General features: G+C 45.2%; 21 protein-coding genes. 13 read left to right on the plus strand and 8 right to left on the minus strand.

Features of this window, described 5'->3' with window-relative positions; all coding sequences use genetic code 11:
- Window positions 1-57: 57 nt before the first annotated feature.
- Window positions 58-1,083 (plus strand): hypothetical protein, encoded by a 1,026-nt coding sequence (locus K1M91_RS04985; RefSeq protein ID WP_232800450.1) that lies wholly within the window; start codon window positions 58-60, stop codon window positions 1,081-1,083.
- Window positions 1,084-1,270: 187 nt separating this feature from the next.
- On the opposite strand, the gene K1M91_RS04990 is transcribed toward K1M91_RS04985, so the two are convergent.
- Genes K1M91_RS04990 through K1M91_RS05000 form a run of 3 tightly spaced genes read right to left on the minus strand, consistent with a single transcriptional unit; the run spans window position 1,271 to window position 2,005 of the window.
- The gene (locus K1M91_RS04990; RefSeq protein ID WP_232800451.1) at window positions 1,271-1,522 is read right to left on the minus strand and encodes a hypothetical protein; all 252 of its coding nucleotides are present in this window, start codon (window positions 1,520-1,522) and stop codon (window positions 1,271-1,273) included.
- Window positions 1,519-1,803, minus strand: a complete 285-nt coding sequence (locus K1M91_RS04995) for a hypothetical protein (RefSeq protein ID WP_232800452.1) — start codon at window positions 1,801-1,803, stop codon at window positions 1,519-1,521. Before K1M91_RS04995 ends, K1M91_RS04990 begins: the two co-directional genes overlap by 4 nt.
- Window positions 1,804-1,816: 13 nt before the next feature.
- Window positions 1,817-2,005: a hypothetical protein gene (locus K1M91_RS05000; RefSeq protein WP_232800453.1), complete on the minus strand. Its 189-nt coding sequence runs from the start codon at window positions 2,003-2,005 to the stop codon at window positions 1,817-1,819.
- A gap of 189 nt (window positions 2,006-2,194) precedes the next feature.
- Between K1M91_RS05000 and K1M91_RS05005 the strand changes: the two genes are divergently transcribed.
- The 7 genes from K1M91_RS05005 to K1M91_RS05035 all read left to right on the plus strand — a co-directional run bounded on the left by K1M91_RS05005 (window position 2,195) and on the right by K1M91_RS05035 (window position 8,978).
- Window positions 2,195-2,638 (plus strand): hypothetical protein, encoded by a 444-nt coding sequence (locus tag K1M91_RS05005; RefSeq protein ID WP_232800454.1) that lies wholly within the window; start codon window positions 2,195-2,197, stop codon window positions 2,636-2,638.
- A complete protein-coding gene (locus tag K1M91_RS05010) occupies window positions 2,613-2,927 on the plus strand; it encodes a hypothetical protein (RefSeq protein WP_232800455.1) in 315 nt (104 codons plus the stop codon). Before K1M91_RS05005 ends, K1M91_RS05010 begins: the two co-directional genes overlap by 26 nt.
- Window positions 2,928-3,127: 200 nt before the next feature.
- Complete coding sequence (locus tag K1M91_RS05015) at window positions 3,128-3,802, plus strand: VWA domain-containing protein (protein WP_232800456.1); 675 nt, start codon at window positions 3,128-3,130, stop codon at window positions 3,800-3,802.
- Window positions 3,802-4,521: a PP2C family serine/threonine-protein phosphatase gene (locus tag K1M91_RS05020; RefSeq protein WP_232800457.1), complete on the plus strand. Its 720-nt coding sequence runs from the start codon at window positions 3,802-3,804 to the stop codon at window positions 4,519-4,521. Before K1M91_RS05015 ends, K1M91_RS05020 begins: the two co-directional genes overlap by 1 nt.
- Window positions 4,514-7,309, plus strand: coding sequence for a hypothetical protein (locus K1M91_RS05025; RefSeq protein WP_232800458.1), 2,796 nt, complete (start codon window positions 4,514-4,516; stop codon window positions 7,307-7,309). The genes K1M91_RS05020 and K1M91_RS05025 overlap by 8 nt, the downstream gene beginning before the upstream one ends.
- 179 nt (window positions 7,310-7,488) lie before the next feature.
- Entirely contained in the window at window positions 7,489-8,424 is a 936-nt protein-coding gene (locus K1M91_RS05030) for an AraC family transcriptional regulator (RefSeq protein ID WP_232800459.1), read from the plus strand.
- A 206-nt stretch (window positions 8,425-8,630) separates the two neighbouring features.
- Window positions 8,631-8,978 carry an Mpo1-like protein gene (locus K1M91_RS05035; protein ID WP_232800460.1) on the plus strand — a complete coding sequence of 116 codons (348 nt, stop codon included), beginning with the start codon at window positions 8,631-8,633 and terminating at the stop codon, window positions 8,976-8,978.
- A gap of 107 nt (window positions 8,979-9,085) precedes the next feature.
- On the opposite strand, the gene nfsA is transcribed toward K1M91_RS05035, so the two are convergent.
- Entirely contained in the window at window positions 9,086-9,808 is a 723-nt protein-coding gene (nfsA, locus tag K1M91_RS05040) for an oxygen-insensitive NADPH nitroreductase (RefSeq protein ID WP_232800461.1), read from the minus strand.
- A gap of 102 nt (window positions 9,809-9,910) precedes the next feature.
- Here nfsA and bla point away from each other — a divergent pair, with 102 nt between their 5' ends.
- Together bla and K1M91_RS05050 are read left to right on the plus strand one after the other, a co-directional pair.
- Window positions 9,911-10,801 (plus strand): class A beta-lactamase, encoded by an 891-nt coding sequence (gene bla, locus K1M91_RS05045; protein WP_232800462.1) that lies wholly within the window; start codon window positions 9,911-9,913, stop codon window positions 10,799-10,801.
- A gap of 56 nt (window positions 10,802-10,857) precedes the next feature.
- A complete protein-coding gene (locus K1M91_RS05050; RefSeq protein ID WP_232800463.1) occupies window positions 10,858-11,316 on the plus strand; it encodes a DUF3429 domain-containing protein in 459 nt (152 codons plus the stop codon).
- Between the two features lie 34 nt (window positions 11,317-11,350).
- On the opposite strand, the gene K1M91_RS05055 is transcribed toward K1M91_RS05050, so the two are convergent.
- The 4 genes from K1M91_RS05055 to K1M91_RS05070 form a co-directional block, all read right to left on the minus strand.
- Window positions 11,351-14,536, minus strand: coding sequence for an efflux RND transporter permease subunit (locus K1M91_RS05055; protein ID WP_232800464.1), 3,186 nt, complete (start codon window positions 14,534-14,536; stop codon window positions 11,351-11,353).
- A gap of 31 nt (window positions 14,537-14,567) precedes the next feature.
- Window positions 14,568-15,674, minus strand: a complete 1,107-nt coding sequence (locus tag K1M91_RS05060) for an efflux RND transporter periplasmic adaptor subunit (protein ID WP_232800465.1) — start codon at window positions 15,672-15,674, stop codon at window positions 14,568-14,570.
- Window positions 15,675-15,849: 175 nt separating this feature from the next.
- A complete protein-coding gene (locus K1M91_RS05065; protein WP_232800466.1) occupies window positions 15,850-17,553 on the minus strand; it encodes an FAD-dependent oxidoreductase in 1,704 nt (567 codons plus the stop codon).
- 47 nt (window positions 17,554-17,600) lie between these two features.
- Entirely contained in the window at window positions 17,601-17,789 is a 189-nt protein-coding gene (locus tag K1M91_RS05070) for a DUF2892 domain-containing protein (RefSeq protein ID WP_232800467.1), read from the minus strand.
- 166 nt (window positions 17,790-17,955) lie between these two features.
- Between K1M91_RS05070 and K1M91_RS05075 the strand changes: the two genes are divergently transcribed.
- Genes K1M91_RS05075 through K1M91_RS05085 form a run of 3 tightly spaced genes read left to right on the plus strand, consistent with a single transcriptional unit; the run spans window position 17,956 to window position 19,159 of the window.
- Window positions 17,956-18,264, plus strand: a complete 309-nt coding sequence (locus tag K1M91_RS05075) for a metalloregulator ArsR/SmtB family transcription factor (RefSeq protein ID WP_232800468.1) — start codon at window positions 17,956-17,958, stop codon at window positions 18,262-18,264.
- 29 nt (window positions 18,265-18,293) lie between these two features.
- A complete protein-coding gene (locus K1M91_RS05080) occupies window positions 18,294-18,716 on the plus strand; it encodes a YeeE/YedE thiosulfate transporter family protein (RefSeq protein ID WP_232800469.1) in 423 nt (140 codons plus the stop codon).
- The gene (locus tag K1M91_RS05085) at window positions 18,716-19,159 is read left to right on the plus strand and encodes a YeeE/YedE family protein (RefSeq protein WP_232800470.1); all 444 of its coding nucleotides are present in this window, start codon (window positions 18,716-18,718) and stop codon (window positions 19,157-19,159) included. Before K1M91_RS05080 ends, K1M91_RS05085 begins: the two co-directional genes overlap by 1 nt.
- Window positions 19,160-19,184 lie beyond the last annotated feature (25 nt).

Genomic DNA, 19,184 nt, shown 5'->3' on the forward strand with positions numbered 1-19,184 from the left:
TGTCCTACGGATTCGGCTAAAAGCGTTTTGCCCATCGTTGAGCAGTATTTACTTAGAATGCTAAGCTATACACTGCTCGCCTTGCTCAAAACGCTTTTATCTCGAACAAAAATTAACCAGCAAAGATCAACAGACCCTAGCCACTGGTACAAGCAATATACCTATCAAGTTAAAAATAATGACTTTCCAACCTTTTGGCGCTGGACTGATGAGGCATTTAAAGCAGCCTTTGATGAAGACAAAACAAAGCCAACATCTAGTCTGTTATTCACTATTATGGGCAGCTTTTTATCTTTTCCATTAGCATGGATATGGATCATTGCTTGTTGGCTAGGAAGCATACTGACAATGATTGCCGTCATGGAAGTGCATTGGGATGTATTAGTATCATTTTTGATTTTCCCTCCTATTGTCGCTTGTTTTGGGACATATCTAAACTATTGGGTAACAGATAAGGAATTAAGGTGTTTTGAGCGTTATCGCTGGAGCGGAGAGGGGTGTTATCGCCGAACCGGTAAAGTGAAACACGCATATATCGGGGAGGCTAACTTTACCGATTGTGTGCCCGCGGTAGAGCATAATGTGATGACAAATGGCACTACCCATTTAAGTTTAGTGTTGAAATACCGGCACCCCGAAAATCCGTACCAATCATTTGAGGTGCACATATTCAGCGGCGGTACCGATTATTCACAAATTGAGGCCGCATGGGATACGCTACTGAGATACATGGATGTGGAGCAGCCCCTACCAGATATCCCAAGCCTTGAGCCATTTCGCCATTTAGACCCGACCACCGCGGCGTTTGATAAAGCGGGTAAGCGGGGGCGACCTGATAACTTTTGGGTAGACTTTTATGTCAAGCACAGCAAACCAGCGTGGCAAGATTACTTTACCCAATATGACGGTATTCGCAGTGATAACCCCATCAAGGTGATGGAAGAGGAATATCGAGTAATGATGAATGGCTTTGCGCCGTACACACCGCCGTATATTCCAGAAGAGGTTTATCAGCAGCGCCTAAAGGCAGCGCAGGATGCAGTCGAGATAGAAACTAAGCAAGCTGAGATGATGCAATCATGACAGGCTCCTCATCATCACAAGGCAATCATGTACTGGCATTTGGTGATGACGCTCAGGGAATAGCAAATTTAAGTGTGATTTTGTGATGTTCGCCGAGCAAGCTCGCCTCCCACAGGGGCTGGGTGTGGTTGTTAATTTGCGGGTAACAGTGGGACCTGAGCTTGCTCAGGGAATGGCATGATCCCCGTTATCGGTTTAAGCTGCACGGGTACACATAGTGGCAACCGGGGGCACTGTCTCGGTGATAACGCCATGCAAATCTTGTGTTAGCTTGAGTAAATTGAAGTGCGGGCGAGGCCTCAATCCATTCGCCATCCCCCATACTTGCGACCATGGAGCCAATTAACGTCTTGGCGCCATTTTGTGCGTCAAGATCGAGCCAAGTATTTAAAAAATGGGTGTTAATTAATTCTTGATTGGTTTGATAATCTTCAATCATATGCGCTGGGCCCGAGTTTCTGCGCTCGATGGGGCTAGCTGCCAACCGCTGTTCTGATTGTATTCAAATTGATAACTTGGGACTTTACCCTGCATGAAAGGCGCGTGTTGTAACTGGCGAAACGCCTTTACTAGGCTGTCAATTTCAGGTGCTGGGTTAAAACTTTCGCCGATAAAGCGAATTTCACTCACTGCCATGTCGGTGTAGCGACTGCCTGTTATCGCAGAGTTAAAAATGAAACTCACCTTAGTGACTTTATGCGTTAACGCGGGAAGAAACATTTTGTAGCCCAAATTAGCAACATGCTCGGTGTGTAAGCATTGGGGGTATCGTTGGCGTCAATAATCGATTGGGTGAGATAGCGGAACTGGCCTGAAAGAGCTGGTTATCCAGTGCTAGGGTAATTTGCTCTGGCACGGCATTGGCGGCAAACAGCGAGATCGGTAGTAAGGTTAATTTTAGTTGTTGCAAGGTGGTGCGCATCAATTGCGTCTCGTCTGGTTGGCGGAGTCTGGCTGGTGGATAATTGCAACTAGCTCGACTTAGTCGGAAAAGGGTGAGTTACCCACTAACTCAATGTGTTAGCTCGCAATAATAGGTTTATATAGATTTTATTATCAATAACACTGGGGTAGAATGCTTCATTTTTTTGTGACTTAATTGCTAAATCGAATGTCCTTGTACCACTCACCACATCGCGAATACGCAAACACGGCCTATCATGGCCAAGGGCCAAATCCTGCGCCGGCGGCCAATGATAGCTTTTTTAAATCCGTCATCACCAAGGCGAAGCTGCCATGGGGAGATATCACTTGGCTTAATCCAACAAAATATCAATTTAAGAAGGTGGCTGAGCCAGGTAAGTTAAGTCACGATACTTCCATCTATCGTATAGAGAGGGGCCCTGATTGCTCTGGTTCAGTTTTGATGGGGTTTATACGGTCTATTTTCCTAATTGGAAGCTTTCCATTAGCTTGGGGTTACCTGTTTATTCTAGCTTTCGTTTCTATTGTGGGTATGATGTATGGCCATTTTGCTAATGCGCTTATTCTTTTTTTTGTACCCAATTCCAATTTTCATCGCATGTACCATGATGCGAGTTTTATTAAAGACTAATCGATTTACTGAACAAGCTTACATCTGGTCCAAAATCGGTTTACACCGTTGTACGGGTAACATGACCACGCATTTTGGCACTTTCCCTTTCACCGACTTTGATGCGGTGATTAATGCCGCCATCCAGCAAAACGGCACCCATGAATTTCGTTTATCCCTGCGTTACAAATACCCTGATAAACTGGGGCGTCGAACTCATGATATTGATGTGTTTATGGCGGGCGCTTCTATGCATGAGGCCGTTGCCGCTTGGGACATGGTGCAGCGCTATGTTCTGGCGCTAGCTTAAAGGCGTGGTATTTGCTCCATTGGAGATAGAACCAAACAATGCCTTTGGCCTGCTTTGAATCATAGCGGTGCTTGGTAGCCATTCCTAAAAGTAGGTTAGTTATTGATCTAGCATCACAAATACATCTTTCAATACATATTTAAATATAAAAAATTGATGTTTTCTGCTTAAATGTATTTTTTTAACGGTCTGAGTTTTATATGTCTACTGCAATTATCCCTGGCGTTGAATTTATCGATAACGCCAATCAAAGAACCCCCTGTGTTTTAGTATTAGATGCCTCAGGCTCCATGACTGGGGAGCCGCTCAGGCAACTGAATCTTGGCCTAAAGGTTTTTGAAGAGCAATTAAAAAATGATTTGGTGGCGGCCATGAGAGTGCAAGTTCTTGTCATCGCTGTGGGCGGTCTTGATGATGTTGAGGTGTTGCAACCTTGGGTAGATGCCGCTGACTTCAACGCCCCCACAATAGAGCCCGGCGGTTTAACACCTTTAGGTGCGGGTATGGAAAGGGCGCTTACCGAGGTGCAGCAGCAAAAGTCAGTTTATGATGCCAATGGTATATCAAGCACTCGTCCTTGGGTTATTCTGCTGTCTGATGGTTGTCCGACCGATTTGGATTGGGATCAATCTGCAAGTCGCTGTCGTGAAGCCGAAGCCGATAAAAAAGTCGTGATATTTCCAATCGGCACAGAAGGTGCTGATTTTGAGGCACTTGGTCAATTTTCTAACAAGTCGGCTAAAAAACTAAAAGGCTTAAATTTTACAGAGCTTTTCGTATGGTTAAGCCGCTCGATGGCGACAGTATCGGCCAGTGTGCCTGGTCAAAAGGTAAAACTTCCTTCAGCAGATGAATGGGCAGAGGTCGATATTTAATGACATCGCGTTTTTTAGGCAGCTCTGTTACCGGAACTTCCCATCGTAGTAATCAGATCCCTTGCCAAGATGCTTGGCAAGTTAGAGCGACCCCCACAGGCATGGTGGCCTGTTTATCTGATGGCGCTGGCTCTGCTCGTTTTTCAGATGTTGGTTCTCGGATGTTGGTGGACACAGTTTGTGAAGTGTTGTGCCAACAACCATCGCTCGATGAAGCAGCGGTGCAGCGAGTAAAAGAAGCCATTGTACAAGTGCGAGAAAAAGTTAGCCAAATGGGCGATTTGTCTGATTATCACGCCACCCTATGCGGTGTGCTAACGGACAAGGAAGGCCATTTGGTTTTTCACATTGGTGATGGTTTGATCATAGGAGTGGATCCTGATGATTGGTCTGATTTTATCGTGAGCGAGCCAGAAAATGGTGAATTTGCCGAAACCACCTATTTTTTTACCTTACCAGATTGGTCGTCTCATTTACGTATGATGTGCGCGCCACCACGATACAAACTATGGTTTTTAATGTCAGACGGTGCAGCAAGCTTTTCAGCATTAACTAATCCCTATCGTCCGACAGAAAACTTCTTGTTGCCTGTGCACAATTACCTAAGTCGCGTTGATGCAGCAAGTGGACAGCAAGCCTTGGATAATACCTTAAATGATGCGCGTACAGATGCGATCACCAGTGATGATAAGTCGTTAGTGTGGTTGCTCCATGAATAAAAGTGTCACCCTGACTTATCTTGATGGTCGAGTTGAAAAAATAAGATGTCAAAACAAGCCGTTTAGCAGTGGTGCGGATGGGGCTATATATGCCAGCACCGATAACAAGTTAGCATTTAAAATTTACCATGACCCTAGTAAAGACAGCCAGCGGCAAGAAAAGTTGTGGCAAATGCTGTCTCATGCCCCCAAAGCAAAAGGGTTTTGCTGGCCGATTGCCGTACTCGGCGATCACCATGGCACTTTTATTGGCTATGCCATGCCATTGTTGGACTTAACCAGCCATCACCCCCTTGAAATGTTACTAACCAAGCGCTCTCGCCAATCTTTAGGAATCACTGAAAGTTATCCATTTAGGTTAACGGTTGCGACTAATCTGGCTAAAAAAATAGCTGAGTTACATAGGCTTGGGCATCATGTGATTGACTTAAAACCCGTCAATTTATCATTTGATAAGCATACTGGGGATGTGGTGATCCTCGATTGTGATGGCTTTTCAATTAAAGGTAATACTAAGCAATATACAGGGCATCAATACACGGCAGGTTATATTGCGCCGGAAGCGTTTCGCGCTAAACAACCGCCTGAAAAGTTAGGCCTTGAGCAAGACTTGTTCGCCCTAGCCACAATAATATTTCAATTGTTAAACAATGGGTTGCATCCATTTCAAGGCGTGCCCGTCAAAGGCAAGCAATTGCCCTCGGATAATCAAGGTAGAATAGCCGCAGGCCTTTACGCTTATGATGAGAATCCGCATTTCGAAATTCAGCCTTCACCTTGGTCTATCCACAGTGACTTCCCAGATGTTTTGCAGCAAGCTTTTACGCAAAGCCTAACCAGTGTTACCAGAACTAATGCGGCACTGTGGCAGCAATTGCTTAAAGAACAAAAACATAAGTTAAAAACATGTCACAACAATTCAAACCATATGTTCTGGCAGAGTCAATGTCCGCATTGTTTGTTGAACCAAGCAAGTGAGCATGCTTTCAAAACAGCTATCGTTAACATGCATTCTCTACCGGAAAGAGCTTCTGCTCCTCAGGTTAAAGGTATGTCCTCGGTGGTCATTGCCCCTTCTGTAAATTTGCCTCCTCAACAGTCAAATTATGCTCAGCCGATTTCACTTAAGAAATTTTGGTCGATTTTTGCCGCCGTATTTTTGCCATTTATTGTTATCGTGCTGATTATGCACAATATTAATGAAGACCGAGCTCGTTTAGGCCAACCGCCAGTAACGGCCAATACTGGCACCGCCCCTAATTCTTCACCATCTGCTGGCACAAGGGATAATCGCAGTGAGCAAACAGTCGAAAAGTTGACACAACCTCAACAACATTACATTCCTAAGGTTGTTGCGACTCGATCGTTATCAGGCAAAGTTAAATACCGTTCATTAGCAGAGTTGCCATCTAAATCAAAGTTTTTAGCGGAAGTACCTTTTCACCAACTTACTCGATTTGAATCTGCAGAAAACTTTCCACTTATAAAGTACTCTCCTCATGGCGCAATGATGGCGAATGGAGCTCCTGGACTCAGCTTAAATCAAATCAATTTTGAAATGGCAGGTCAAATTATGGGCCAGCTTGATTATTGGGATGATCGTGTTTATCAGTTGGCTGACTGGCAATATGATAAACACGCCAATAAAGCTTATGTTTACCAATGTAAATACAACCCAGGTGTTTGTACTCATGTTAGCCAAGTGAGTGCAGGGGAAATGCTGAATTATGAATTTAATTTATTTAGCGCTGAGAAAATCTATCCTGATGGTGAAGAAAAAGCGCCCGAGAACAGCTATCGTCCATGGCGTTTTAGTTTGACGCAAAATGGTGAAAAGTTAGTGATGGCGAGCAATTTTGAGTTGGTGGTTTATAACACCGAGCAGCCGCAACAACCCTTGTTGAAACAAAGGCTGCCAGATGCGTGGCAAGGCTGGAAAATAACCCGCATACTAACTGTTGAAAATGGCCAGCGTTTGTTCATGTCTTTTGCTAAAAGCGAACGCTATGGTTTGAATTATCAAGGGTTTGTTGTTGAACTCAGTCTAGTTGAAGGTCAATACCAAGTGACGACGGATTTTTCGACTTTTGCGGGGGCCAATCCAATGTCAGGACTTGATATTGCGGCCAATCTACAGGGTGACATTTTAGCCATAGGCGAATACATTGAAGCTGAGCAAAATAGTGAAAAATATGCGGTGTTTGGTAAGCCTGTTGAAGTCGCGCTTGCCTATCCAAGTATTAGTTTATGGCGAAAAACCCCTCAAGGTTGGCAGCCCTTTAATGGTGAAAACGATGAGGCAACATCAATTATTGTGCATAAATATACCCATGGAAAAGAGTTGGTATCGGTTCCTGAAAATGCTAGTTATTTTCATGTGAATATGTCTTTGGGTTCAGACTTTGATTTGAAAGGCTCGCTGGCTTTGAATCGAGGGTTTATGTTGAACCACTCAGGCGATCTTTTGCTGACTGGTATTCAGGCTAAGCAAAAACGGTATACCATTGATGTAGAGGCTTCAATTTATCAGCTAAGTAACGCCGATAAGAACGCTGAAAAGGGGCCATCCATAAAAGCCAAATTGGTTAAACAGTATGATCTACCGGCTGATTCAAATGTGTGGGATTCTGGAGCTGAATTAGGTTATTTAAGCGCAAGCTTGTCTGAAGATGGGACACAAGCCGCTATGGGTTACTTTGTTTTTTCTGATTCTAAGCAAGTAGGCATGGGCAAAGGGACCGCGAGTCAAACATATCAGCTGGATCTGTTTGATTTACAGTCCAATTAGTAGGTTTTATCCAAGCTGGCGGGAGTGAATGCAGGTTAATTTTGCTAGAGTGGAGCTTAATAGCCCCATGAACCTAAAGATGCTAAGTCGCCTTTTTAAAGTGTGGCACACAGCTATAAACAACATCTAGCTAGGTTACTTAGGCTAGCGGAGGCTCGTTGGTTATAGAGTAGGTATGTATGCAAAAGAAATTAGATCCGTTAAGTCAATTTGTTCACTTCCTCTCGCCGAGTAGTGAGATCTTCACCCATGTTACTTTGTCAGCGCCTTGGGGAATTGAAGCCGACCAGCTAAATTCGGCTTATGTTGCCTATCTACCTGCTGGTACTTGTGTCCTTGAATTAGAAGGCAGGGAGTCGGTGACGTTATTCGCTGGCCAAATGTTAATCTTGCCTTATGGTCATGCTCACTGCATCAAAAGTGATATTCATGCCAAGTGCGTCAAGGTAAATGAATTACTTAATGAAAAGAAGGGCGCAGGCGAACAATGGCATAACGCCAGCAACGGTGATAGTTGTGAGTTGGTTTACGGCACCTTTTCGTTTGCGCCAATGCAGCATTGGGGCAAAGATGCGTTGATTGGTAGCTTGCCAGAAATGATTGTTTTAAACGTACCAAGCGGCAGTCGTTTGGTACAACTTTTGACTTGGTTATACCAAGAAAACAGTCAACCACAAGCTGGGCAATCTTTGGCCATTGAATATTTAATGCAATTACTGCTAATTGAAATGCTGCGAAATTTGGACCATTTTACTCATTACCCCAGTTGGATGGCTGCATTACAAGATACGCGTTTGGCTCCTGTCATTTTGGCCATTCAGCAGCAGTTTTGTCGTGATTGGACCGTTGATGAGCTAGCCCGCCTTGCCGCTATGTCGCGCTCGGTATTTGCCGAAAAATTCAAAACCACAACGGGGACTAGTCCGTTATTATTTTTACGTCAGTGGCGCTGCTTTATTGCGGCGCAATGGTTGGTTAATGAACGTTTTACCGTTGCGCAAATTGCTCACAAAGTGGGTTTTCAATCGGTCGATGTGTTCATTCGAAATTTTCGGCAATTTCATGATTGCACGCCAAAACAATATGCAACACGTGTAGCTAAAACCAACCCATAATATCGACGTTTTGTCTTATTCTATCGCCTTTTACTCCCAAGCTATCCTACATGTATTTAATTGAAAAGCTGCCTTCAGTAAGCTTAGGTTGTTAATTAAATGAAGGAGGCGAAGATGACAAATTGGTTTGAGAGTGATACCGATGGCTCGGATAATCAAGTTCTCGTTCAGCTTGGCGATTGGTCAACGTTTGCCGAGGTGCAGCGATGAAGTTAAAGACATTATTGGCTTGGCAGTGGCAAGACTATGCCATCAACCATCAATCCAAAACAAATTTATGGATCCACATCATTGCTGTGCCCATTTTTGTTTGCGCTTTATTAGCGCTTTTTATCAACCTGTTTAGTGGCGCTATGTTTGGTGCGTTAGTGTCTGTTGCAGTAGCCATGTGCTCTTTAGTGTTACAAAATGTAGGCCACAAGCAAGAGGCGAAGCAACCTGCACCATTTAGCAGTACTGGCAACTTTATTGCACGCTTGTTAATTGAGCAATGCTATACCTTCCCAAAGTTTGTGTTAAAGGGGGAGTGGTTCAAATCAGTAAGAAGAAACTGAGCGCCTAACAATAATAATTGGGCGGGGTTATTCATCACATTTTATTAGAGTGCCTGCCCAATTCTCCACTTGCTGCCCCTTTACCCTTAAAAAGTATCAAACCGATACTATTTTGTCGTGAGCCCTTTACTATTTAAATAGGGCAAAATATGAGGCCGCGATTCGCCTGCCAGTTTGGAGGACGTTTGCTGCGACCAAGTGGTTTGCTTTTGATTCGCCGCGCGATGGCTGTAGTAATCTTGCATGTGTTGATCATATTGCGCAATGCGGGTTAGGTTAACTCCTTGGTAGGTATTTTCATGCACCACCACATCCACTGGTAAGCGTGGCTTTAACTCTGGGTGTTGATTGGGGTGGCCTAGGCACATGCCAAATAACACTGCAGTGTAGGGCGGTAATTGAAGTAGCTTATCGACGTCGGATGCTTGATTTCTCAACCCGCCAATATATACGCCGCCCAAGCCCATGGATTCAGCTGCCAACAAGCAGTTTTGCGCCATGATCCCTGCATCGACCGCGCCAATCAGAATTAACTCAGTAAAGCCTGCTTGAATGTCAGGATTAATGGTGGCGTGACGCTGATAATCAATGCAGAACACTAAGAACTCGGCAGCCGATTCAACATATTGTTGTTGCCCGGCAAATTGCGCTAATTGTGCTCGCATCGATGGTTCGGTGACACGAATGACTGAAACGACTTGTAACATACTGGAAGATGATGCGGCGAGGCCAGCGCGAATGATGGTGTCTAATTGCTCTTTGCTGATGGCTTGTTCGGTAAAGGAGCGAATAGAGCGGTGTGAAAGGATCGTATCTATCACGGAATTCATAATGCAAGCCTAAATAAAAAACTTGGCTCAATAATATTCGGTATTGGTATGATTGTCGAACAAGAGTCGTAACGCCTTAAAAACAAGTAAGTGAGAACAAAAATGAAAAAGCAATGTACGTTTTTATTACTGCTGAGTGTATTCATCTTATTTAGCCCATTGAGTCAGGCTGGATCTTCAACCGATGAGTTAACCAAAGCTGTCGCCGCCATTGAAGCGAGGCTATCGGCTCGCGTTGGCATTGCTACCTTTCAGCCCGATACCGGACGTATATGGCAATATCGTGGTGATGAGCGTTTTCCGATGATGAGCACTGCTAAAACCTTAATTTGCGCAAGAATGCTGGGCGACATTGATGGTGGGGGGTTAGATCCCAACGCCAGCACCTTAATCAATGGGGAAATGTTAGTGCCTTGGTCACCGGTGACTGAAACTAAGATTGGCCGCCGTATTTCGGTATTTGATGCCTGTGAAGCAACCATGCTCACCAGTGATAATACTGCCGCCAACTTGGTGTTAGCCCATATTGGTGGACCAAAAGCGGTGACGCGTTTTATTCGCTTACTCGGCGACACCACCACTCAGTTGACTCGCATTGAACCAGACCTAAATGAAGCAACGCCAAGTGATGTGCGTGATACCACCACGCCAGTGGCAATGGTACATAGCTTAAACCAGATCTTTTTTAGTTCTGCGCTTAACCAAGGATCCCGCCAGCAACTTAAACAGTGGATGATGGATAATACTGTTTCAGAGCCACTGATCCGCTCGGTATTACCACAAGGTTGGCATATCGCAGATCGCTCTGGTGCCGGTGGCCATGGTTCGCGTGGTATTACCGCGTTGCTGTGGCAAGGTGAGCAAACGCCAACTATCGTCAGTATTTATTTAACCGAGAGTAAGCTCGACTTAGTACAGCGTAATCAGGCTATCGCTGAGTTGGCGAAACTGTTGTTTGACACGCCAGAAGTGTTGTTTACCAATCAGCAGTGATCGTCCCAGTGAGTCATTACGTTTTAATCAGATAATTTGTCAAGGTTAGGTAAGTCATGTCTACATTTCATCACGTAAAACTGGGTTATCTCGGGTTACTGCCTTTCCTGCTTTTAACCGGAGGTTATTTTTTAACCGAGGCCGATTGGCTGCTACAAAGTTTTATCATTTACAGCATTAGCATTTTATCTTTTGTTGCGGGCAGCTTATGGCAACCCGCTACCAAGACCAGCGTAAAGGGTGAGACTAAAACCATTAGCCAATCTCATACTCAAGCTTGGCTGGTGGTTTTGGTGACCTTGCCATTGCCATTAAGTGTATTTGTTGCTGAGTCAGTGGTATTGATTTGCTTAGCGTTAAGCTTTGTTTGGTTATTAGCTTTACAAAAGCGGTTAGCTAGCTGGCCTGAAATGACACCTGATTATCAGCAAATGCGCGGTAAAATTACCGCTGTGGTGTTTGTCTGTCACTTATTTATGTTAGCGCAGTTAAATCATACTCCCGTGCTTGTTTGAGGCTGATGTAACCTGCTTAAGCTGAATTCAGGGGTTACTTAGGGATTTTGTTGGCAAACACACTGTAATACAAAATAGGGATCACCACTAACGTTAGTAACGTCGAGATAAAAATCCCGAAGATTAAACTGATGGCTAAGCCATTAAAAATCGGATCGTCCAAGATAAACAGAGCGCCGATCATCGCGGCTAACGCGGTCAGTAAAATCGGTTTTGCCCGCACCGCGCCGGAGTGGATCACTGCTTGCTCAAGGGGCACGCCTTGCGCAATTTCTTGATGAATAAAGTCCACCAGCAAAATAGAGTTACGCACGATGATCCCCGCTAGGGCGATCATGCCAATCATCGATGTGGCGGTAAATTGCGCGCCCAATAGCGCATGGCCAGGCAATACGCCGATAATGGTTAGCGGAATAGGCGCCATGATCACTAGGGGTACCAAGTAAGACTTAAATTGACCCACTACCAGCAAGTAAATCAAAATCATACCCACCGCATACGCGATGCCCATGTCGCGAAAAGTTTCATAGGTAATTTTCCATTCGCCGTCCCATAAAATGCCAATGCCTGCAAGACCATCGGGCTGTTCAACGTAGTGTTGTGTGACATCTAGGCCTAATTCGTCCATGTTTAACGCCATTTCAAACATGCCGTATAAAGGGCTGTCTAATGGGCCGGCCATATCGGCGATAACCATGATCATCGGCTGCATATTTTTATGCATGATGGCGGTTTCAATATGGCCTTTTTCGATACTAACCAATTCCACCAGTGGCACTTTTTGTCCCTGAGGATTAGTTAAAGATAGGTTAAGTAATTCTCGTAATGCCAGCTTATCGGTTTCTTGCAGTTGCAGGCGAATGGGCAACGGGCGCTTTTGTTGTGGATCATGAAACACCGCCACGTCTTTGCCAGCTAGTCCCGTATAAACGGCGTCGATGATAGCTGATTGGGTAATGCCAAGTTGCGTTGCTTTATTGGTGTCTATGTTTATTTGCCATTGCGGTTGCATGGCTGGCAAGTCAATGTCCATGTCAACAATGTCTGGCGTTTGTTTGAATATATCCAATAAGGTATTGGCAGCGGTTTCTCTGCTCACTTGGTTTGGGCCATACACTTCTGCCACTATCGGTGACCACACGGGCGGGCCGGGTGGTACTTCAACTACTTTAATATTAGCTTGATAGGCTTTGCCTATATTTTGCAGTTCTTCGCGCACTGATAGGGCGATGTCGTGACTGCTGCGATCGCGGTGTTTTTTATCCACTAAATTTACTTGAATGTCAGATAAGGCAGGGCTTTGACGCAAAAAGTAATGGCGTACTAAGCCGTTGAAGTTAATCGGTGCACTGGTGCCAGCGTAGAGTTGTACATGTTCAACCTCGGGCACTGTGGTTAAGTATTGCGCAAGGGCAAAGCCCAAGCGTTGACTGGTTTCTAAGGTACTGCCTTCGGGTAAATCGATCATCACCTGAAATTCAGATTTATTGTCAAACGGCAGCATTTTTAATACCACTTTCTCACTGATTGGCAAGGCGATAGAGCCTAAGATCAGCAGGGATACCACTAACCATAAGCCAGCTCGTGCGCGCTTGCCGGTATTAGGGCGCAAAAAGGGCGTCATAAAGTAGGTGAAAATACGCAGAATTTTGCTGTTATCGTTGTGATTCTCTTCATTATTATTGGCTGTTGTGGGTGAAGTGCTATGACTATGGCGGCGCAATAGATGGCGGCTCAGCCAAGGTGAGAGAATAAAAGCGACCATTAGTGAAATGAGCATGCCTAAGCTGGCATTGATGGGAATAGGGCTCATGTAAGGCCCCATTAAACCGGAAACAAATGCCATTGGCAGCAAAGCTGCGATCACGGTAAAGGTGGCTAAAATAGTCGGTCCGCCCACTTCATCTACCGCCACGGGGATAAGTTCACTCATGGACTTTTTGCCCATGGCCATATGGCGATGAATATTTTCGACCACCACGATAGCGTCATCAACTAAGATGCCGATGGAGAAAATCAAGGCAAATAAAGAGACGCGGTTAAGGGTAAAGCCCCACGCCCATGAGGCAAATAAGGTCATGGCCAAGGTAACGGTAATCGCAATACCGACGACAATAGCTTCACGCCAGCCCATGGTGATCACCACTAAAATAATCACCGCAGCAGTAGCAAAAATCAGCTTGGCGATTAAGGTATTAGACTTGTCGCCAGCGGTAATGCCGTAGTTACGCGTGATGCTGTAATGCACATCTTTAGGTAACAGTACGTTTTCTAATTGGTGAATACGCTCGGTGATTTGCTCGGCGACAGCCACGGCATTTTTACCCGGTTGTTTGGCGATGGCTAAAGTAATGCCGGCAAAAGTGCCGCGCTCATTGGTGTGCCAAACACTTTGTGTCGGTAGTTCAGCACCTAAGCTGACGCTGGCCACGTCTTTTAAATACACCGGCGCGCCTTGGTGCATGGCGACAATTAACTGTTCAATCTCATCTAACCGGGTGAAAAACTGCCCTGTTTGCACTTGAATGATTTGGTCATCTTGTTGCAGCGGCGCAAGACCACTGCGAAGGTTACTTTGTGATAGTAACTGGCTTATTTGATTAAAAGACACGCCATAGGCGTTCATTTTTTGGCTGTCTAAGCGCACGCTAAGCACATTAGCTTGCTGGCCGAGCAGTTCAATGGTGCGGGTGCCGGGAATGCGTTTAAGCTCGGTTTCTAAGCTGGTGGCCACCTGACTGAGCTGAGCCATATCGGCATTGGTTTGCTCCGACCACAGGGTTAAACTGACAATGGGGACGTCATCAATGGCTTTGGGTTTTATTAACGGCTGACCGACGCCAGCTTGTTGTGGCAGTTTATCAAGATTGGCATAAAGCTGATTATACAACCCGACAATGGCTTCATTACGTGGCACGCCGACATCAAATACCACAATTAGCATGGCGCCTCCGGGCTGGGAGAAAGAATACAAGGTATCGATGCCGTGTAGCTCGGAAACAATTTGCTCAACAGGATAGGTCAGTAGATTTTCGACCTCTTGCACCGATGCTCCGGTAAATGGAATAAACACATCAACGAAGGTGACATCAATTTGCGGCTCTTCCTCTTTTGGCGTGACGATCACTGCAAACAAACCTAATAACAAACCGACTAGGGCCAGCAGTGGCGTAATAGCAGATCCTTGAAATGCACTCGCGATGCGTCCTGAAATGCCCATATTTTTTCCTTATTTGAATGCGCCGTGACGATTACTGACTGGATGCTAAATTTTGTTTTAGTTGCGCCGACATGACCGTTTGTGCATTTAGGGCGACCTCGTCTTGGTTGCGCAAACCCGAGATAATTTGCACTTGATCGCCTTGCGTTTGGCCGAGGCGTACCTGGGTTAACTGCCAACCTTGTGCTGTATTGAGGTAAACGGCGTTAAGTTGATAATGCTTGGTGACAGCGCTGCGCGGTAGCCAAATTTGCTCCGTCTCACCAATCGCAAAGCGTATTTTTACCCACATGCCGGGGCGCAATTGGGCGGCGGGTTTATCTAAGGTGCTGTTGAAAAGGTTGTTAAAGTTAATGCGTAATTTAAAGCCATGGCTGGCGCTGTCAGCATAACTAAACAGCACCGCATCGCGGCTTGAAATAACTTGCGCGTTATTAAGCAAAATATCGTATTGGGTATCGGGGGTGATGTAGCTTAAATAGGATTGTGGAATTGACGCTAGTGCTCTTAATTTGTCGAGAGAGAAACCTGAGTACAACGGCGTGCCCATCATCACGGTTTCGCCAATCTCAACATGACGTTCTGTTACTACCCCGGTAAAAGGTGCATTAACTTGAGTGTAGCTATGGGCTTGTTGCGCTTGGCTTAAGTGCGCTTTCGCAGCTTGTAAGCGGCTAAGGGCGGCTTGAGCATTGGCTTTAGCTTGATCGAGTTGACCTTTGGAAATAGCCCCTTGTGGATAGAGGGCTTTAAGGCGTTGTAAGTTTAAATTTGCATCGGTGTTATTCGCCTCACTGGCCGCTACATCGGCTTGCGCTGCAAGAATATCTGCCGCTTGATTGGTGTCGGTGATCTCTAATAGTGTGCTACCTGCAGGCACGAAATCGCTTACGTCATAATTAAGTTGGGTAATGCGACCAGTAGTTTGTGCGGATACGGTGCCTTGGTTGACGGCTTCGATGGTGGCATTAAGGGTTAAAGTTTCTGTGTGAAGGCTTGCTTGAACGCGGATTTTTTCAAACTCGTCAGCTTGGCTGACTTGGCTAAAAAGTGTGATTAGCGAGAGTATCAGTGTGGTTAATAACCCGGTAATAAATTGCTGAGTTTGCTGTGGCATAAAAGCTTGAATATTATTCATATTATGACTCCATATTAAATGGGGGTCTGGCGAAACCTAGTCACATGCAGAGTAGAAAATCGCGTGTTGGTTTACTCATTTACCTACTTAATTATTCTAGTCGTACAGAGCTAAACTCATGTTTTTTTTGATTTGGCGCATCAAGGTGCGCCAAATCAACGGAGCGATTATCCCATTAAGCTTGTGCGAACTGGTAAGTGCGTAAACCGCCAAGCAAGTTACGCGCTTTGTATCCATTATTAACCAGTTGACGATAGGCGACATTACCGCGCAAACCTACTTGGCAATAGATGATGATCTCTTTGTCTTTTGGCAGCTCATTAATACGTTGGCGCAACTGATCAACGGGAATGTTGATTGCGTCGGCTAAGCTACCCATCGCTTCAAGCTCTCCGGGGTTACGCACATCTAACAGTATTTGCTCATCCGTTAGGTGACTTATTTCATGGTAATGTATGGCTTTCGCATCCCCTTTCATTAGGTTACTCGCCACAAATGCAGCCTGATTAATCACGTCTTTAGCGCTGCCGTACGGAGGCGCATAAGTAAGTTCGAGATGCTGTAACTGTTCAACGGTCATTCCTGCCCGTTGTGCCACCGCCATTACGTCGATGCGCTTATCGATGCCGTCTTTACCGACAGCTTGAGCGCCTAAAATTTTGCCCGAGTTGGGGTCAAACAGCATTTTAAACGAGACAATTTCAGCGCCGGGGTAGTAGCTGGCATGGCTGGCAGTATGAACATATACTTTTTCATACTCGATACCATCACGCTTAAGTTGTTTCTCGTTTTTACCTGTAGAAGCGACCGCAATGTCAAAAATTTTACAAATAGCGGTGCCTTGCGTACCTTGGTAAGCTTCATTGCGACCAAACATATTGTCTGCCGCCATGCGACCTTGGCGGTTAGCTGGCCCTGCTAATGGCACTAAGCTCGGTGCGTTCGTAACAAAATCTTTGGCCTCAACCGCATCGCCAACAGCATATATAGCAGGGTCGCTTGTTTGCATCATTTCATTGGTGTAAATGCCACCTAGTTCACCGATCTGCAGGCCTGCTTGTTGCGCTAACTTAATCTCAGGTCGTACGCCAATCGCCATAATCAGTATATCGGTAGTGAGTGTTTCTCCGCTGTTAAGAGACAGTTTTAGTTCGCCTTCAATATGTTGATGGGCAGCATCCTCTCCCGAGTTTACATCTGCAATATGTTCACTAGGCAAGTATTCAACTGCCTCTAAAGCAACCCCTAGTTTAAGATCGACTCCTTTTTCACGAATTTCGGCATGAGCAAAACCGGCCATCTCGCGATCGACAGGGGTCATAACCTGATCGGCCATTTCGACCAGCGTTGTTTTAATGCCAAGTTGATGGAATGCTTCCATCATTTCTAATCCAATAAAGCCTCCACCAACAACCGTTGCATGCTCAGGCTTATTCATCTCGATGGTGTTTAGAATGCGCTCCATATCAGGAATATTACGCAGCGAGTGAGTAAGGGGATTGTCTAAACCTGGGATAGGCGGAACAATGGGGCCCGCACCAGGGCTAAGCAGTAAAAAGTCGTATGCTTCTCGATACTCGCTACCATCAAGTAAGTTTTTCACTGTTACTGTTTTATCTTGACGATTGATGTGAGTGACTTCGTTCATCACGCGTACGTCAACATTAAAACGAGCAAGAAAACTCTCAGGCGTTTGTAGCAGTAACTTGCTTTTATCTTTTATGTCACCGCCAATATGGTATGGCAAGCCGCAGTTAGCAAAAGAAACGTAGTGGCCTCTTTCGAACATGATAATTTCTGCATCTTCACTTAAACGGCGTGCTCTGGCAGCAGCAGAGGCGCCACCAGCAACGCCTCCGATAATTAAAATTTTTGTCATGTAACCTCACTCAAAAATGTTAATAAAGTTAGTTTGTTGAATATAATTTAAGGCTGAAAGCCCAATTTTTTAAGCACACTTGCTGCTGGGCAAATTCCAGTAAATGCGCTTTGAATTAAGTTAAAGCCAATAAAAGCCGTGAGCCATACAAAGTGAGGAGATACCCAATAGGTGAGCGCAATAGACAATAAAACCATGAACCCTGCAAACACGCGTACCGCATTTTCTAATTTCATTTGATGCTCCTTGGTGACCCTATAAGCGTTAGGGAAATAATATATTAGTATAATCTAATAAATCAAATTGTATTTTAGTTTTTGCTAATTAAGTTTAATCTAAAATAGTTTTGACTAATCTTATATGCTTCACTTAAAATGCCCCGAACAGCTTAAAGAGGTAGCTATGATAGATATTGAAACAATGCAGCAGCAGTCGGCTGTCGTTGCTGACTTTTTAAAAACCGTGGCGCACCCAGATCGGTTAATGGTGCTGTGTTTATTAACCCAAGGTGAAATGAATGTGAGCGAGTTATCGCAACATTCTCGGCTTAGTCAGTCGGCGTTTTCACAGCACCTTAGTGTGCTGCGTAAACAAAATATAGTGAAGGTACGTAAAGAGTCACAGCAGGTGTTTTACTCCCTTGCTGACCATCGTATTGAAGCACTATTAGGCGTGCTTAAAGAATCATTTTGTGATGAGCCGAAGGCTTAGAGCAACCATTAATAAAATAGGAAAATAAAGTGGAAAATTTTACTCCTTGGAGTGCGCTCGCAGGTGGTGCTTTATTAGGGCTGTCGGCGGTGATTTTATTATTGTTTCGAGGCCGAATTGCGGGTATCAGTGGCATATTGTCGGGCCTTTTTACCCCTCATAAAGAAGACACCAGTTGGCGCGTGTTATTTTTGGTTGGCATGATGTTGGGGGCGGCTATCTTATTGCCGATGGGGTTTAGTATTGCGAAGGTGCCGCAAGGCTCCACTTTATTGTATGTGCTGGCTGGGCTGTTAGTGGGGATCGGCACTAAGTTAGGCAATGGTTGCACCAGTGGTCACGGCATTTGCGGCATGGGGCGATTTTCTGTGCGCTCGGTGGTGGCGACAGTGGTGTTTATGGGCGTGGCGATTTTAGTGGTGTTATTACGTGAACAGCTAGGGTGGTTTTAATGAATCGTGTTATCGCTTTGTTGGCAGGCATTTTATTTGGTATGGGCATGGTGGTTTCGCAAATGGTTGACCCCGCCAAAGTCATGGGCTTTTTAAATATCAGCGGTAACTGGGATCCCAGTTTAGCCTTTGTCATGGGCGGTGCGTTGTTGGTGTTTAGCCCTTGTTATCATTTGTTTATTAAGCCGCGTCAAACAGCCATTAGTGGCGAGGTACTGAAAGTGCCAACCACAACGGCTATCGACAAGCCCCTTATTATTGGCGCTAGTTTATTTGGTTTGGGTTGGGGACTGGCGGGCATTTGCCCAGGGCCGGCTTTAACGGCTTTAGTCACGGGACAACAAGAAATATTATTGTTTTTGGCGGCGATGGCTGGTGGACAGTTACTGGTCATTGGTTGGTCGAAACTGCGCGTGCGGGCGATGCAGCGAGCGTCATCATAGCGGTTAATTAATAGTGCTTCAGCTA

Origin of the sequence: Motilimonas sp. E26 (assembly GCF_021278025.1) — a bacterium.
Taxonomy (GTDB): domain Bacteria; phylum Pseudomonadota; class Gammaproteobacteria; order Enterobacterales; family CBDFNC01; genus Motilimonas.

Excerpts from the sequence above, each read along its gene's own strand:
- K1M91_RS04985 (WP_232800450.1), top strand. The coding sequence starts at position 58 with ATGCTAAGCTATACACTGCTCGCCTTGCTCAAAACGCTTTTATCTCGA.
- K1M91_RS04990 (WP_232800451.1), bottom strand. The coding sequence starts at position 1,522 with ATGATTGAAGATTATCAAACCAATCAAGAATTAATTAACACCCATTTT.
- K1M91_RS04995 (WP_232800452.1), bottom strand. The coding sequence starts at position 1,803 with ATGTTTCTTCCCGCGTTAACGCATAAAGTCACTAAGGTGAGTTTCATT.
- K1M91_RS05000 (WP_232800453.1), bottom strand. The coding sequence starts at position 2,005 with ATGCGCACCACCTTGCAACAACTAAAATTAACCTTACTACCGATCTCG.
- K1M91_RS05005 (WP_232800454.1), top strand. The coding sequence starts at position 2,195 with ATGTCCTTGTACCACTCACCACATCGCGAATACGCAAACACGGCCTAT.
- K1M91_RS05010 (WP_232800455.1), top strand. The coding sequence starts at position 2,613 with ATGATGCGAGTTTTATTAAAGACTAATCGATTTACTGAACAAGCTTAC.
- K1M91_RS05015 (WP_232800456.1), top strand. The coding sequence starts at position 3,128 with ATGTCTACTGCAATTATCCCTGGCGTTGAATTTATCGATAACGCCAAT.
- K1M91_RS05020 (WP_232800457.1), top strand. The coding sequence starts at position 3,802 with ATGACATCGCGTTTTTTAGGCAGCTCTGTTACCGGAACTTCCCATCGT.
- K1M91_RS05025 (WP_232800458.1), top strand. The coding sequence starts at position 4,514 with ATGAATAAAAGTGTCACCCTGACTTATCTTGATGGTCGAGTTGAAAAA.
- K1M91_RS05030 (WP_232800459.1), top strand. The coding sequence starts at position 7,489 with ATGCAAAAGAAATTAGATCCGTTAAGTCAATTTGTTCACTTCCTCTCG.
- K1M91_RS05035 (WP_232800460.1), top strand. The coding sequence starts at position 8,631 with ATGAAGTTAAAGACATTATTGGCTTGGCAGTGGCAAGACTATGCCATC.
- nfsA (WP_232800461.1), bottom strand. The coding sequence starts at position 9,808 with ATGAATTCCGTGATAGATACGATCCTTTCACACCGCTCTATTCGCTCC.
- bla (WP_232800462.1), top strand. The coding sequence starts at position 9,911 with ATGAAAAAGCAATGTACGTTTTTATTACTGCTGAGTGTATTCATCTTA.
- K1M91_RS05050 (WP_232800463.1), top strand. The coding sequence starts at position 10,858 with ATGTCTACATTTCATCACGTAAAACTGGGTTATCTCGGGTTACTGCCT.
- K1M91_RS05055 (WP_232800464.1), bottom strand. The coding sequence starts at position 14,536 with ATGGGCATTTCAGGACGCATCGCGAGTGCATTTCAAGGATCTGCTATT.
- K1M91_RS05060 (WP_232800465.1), bottom strand. The coding sequence starts at position 15,674 with ATGAATAATATTCAAGCTTTTATGCCACAGCAAACTCAGCAATTTATT.
- K1M91_RS05065 (WP_232800466.1), bottom strand. The coding sequence starts at position 17,553 with ATGACAAAAATTTTAATTATCGGAGGCGTTGCTGGTGGCGCCTCTGCT.
- K1M91_RS05070 (WP_232800467.1), bottom strand. The coding sequence starts at position 17,789 with ATGAAATTAGAAAATGCGGTACGCGTGTTTGCAGGGTTCATGGTTTTA.
- K1M91_RS05075 (WP_232800468.1), top strand. The coding sequence starts at position 17,956 with ATGATAGATATTGAAACAATGCAGCAGCAGTCGGCTGTCGTTGCTGAC.
- K1M91_RS05085 (WP_232800470.1), top strand. The coding sequence starts at position 18,716 with ATGAATCGTGTTATCGCTTTGTTGGCAGGCATTTTATTTGGTATGGGC.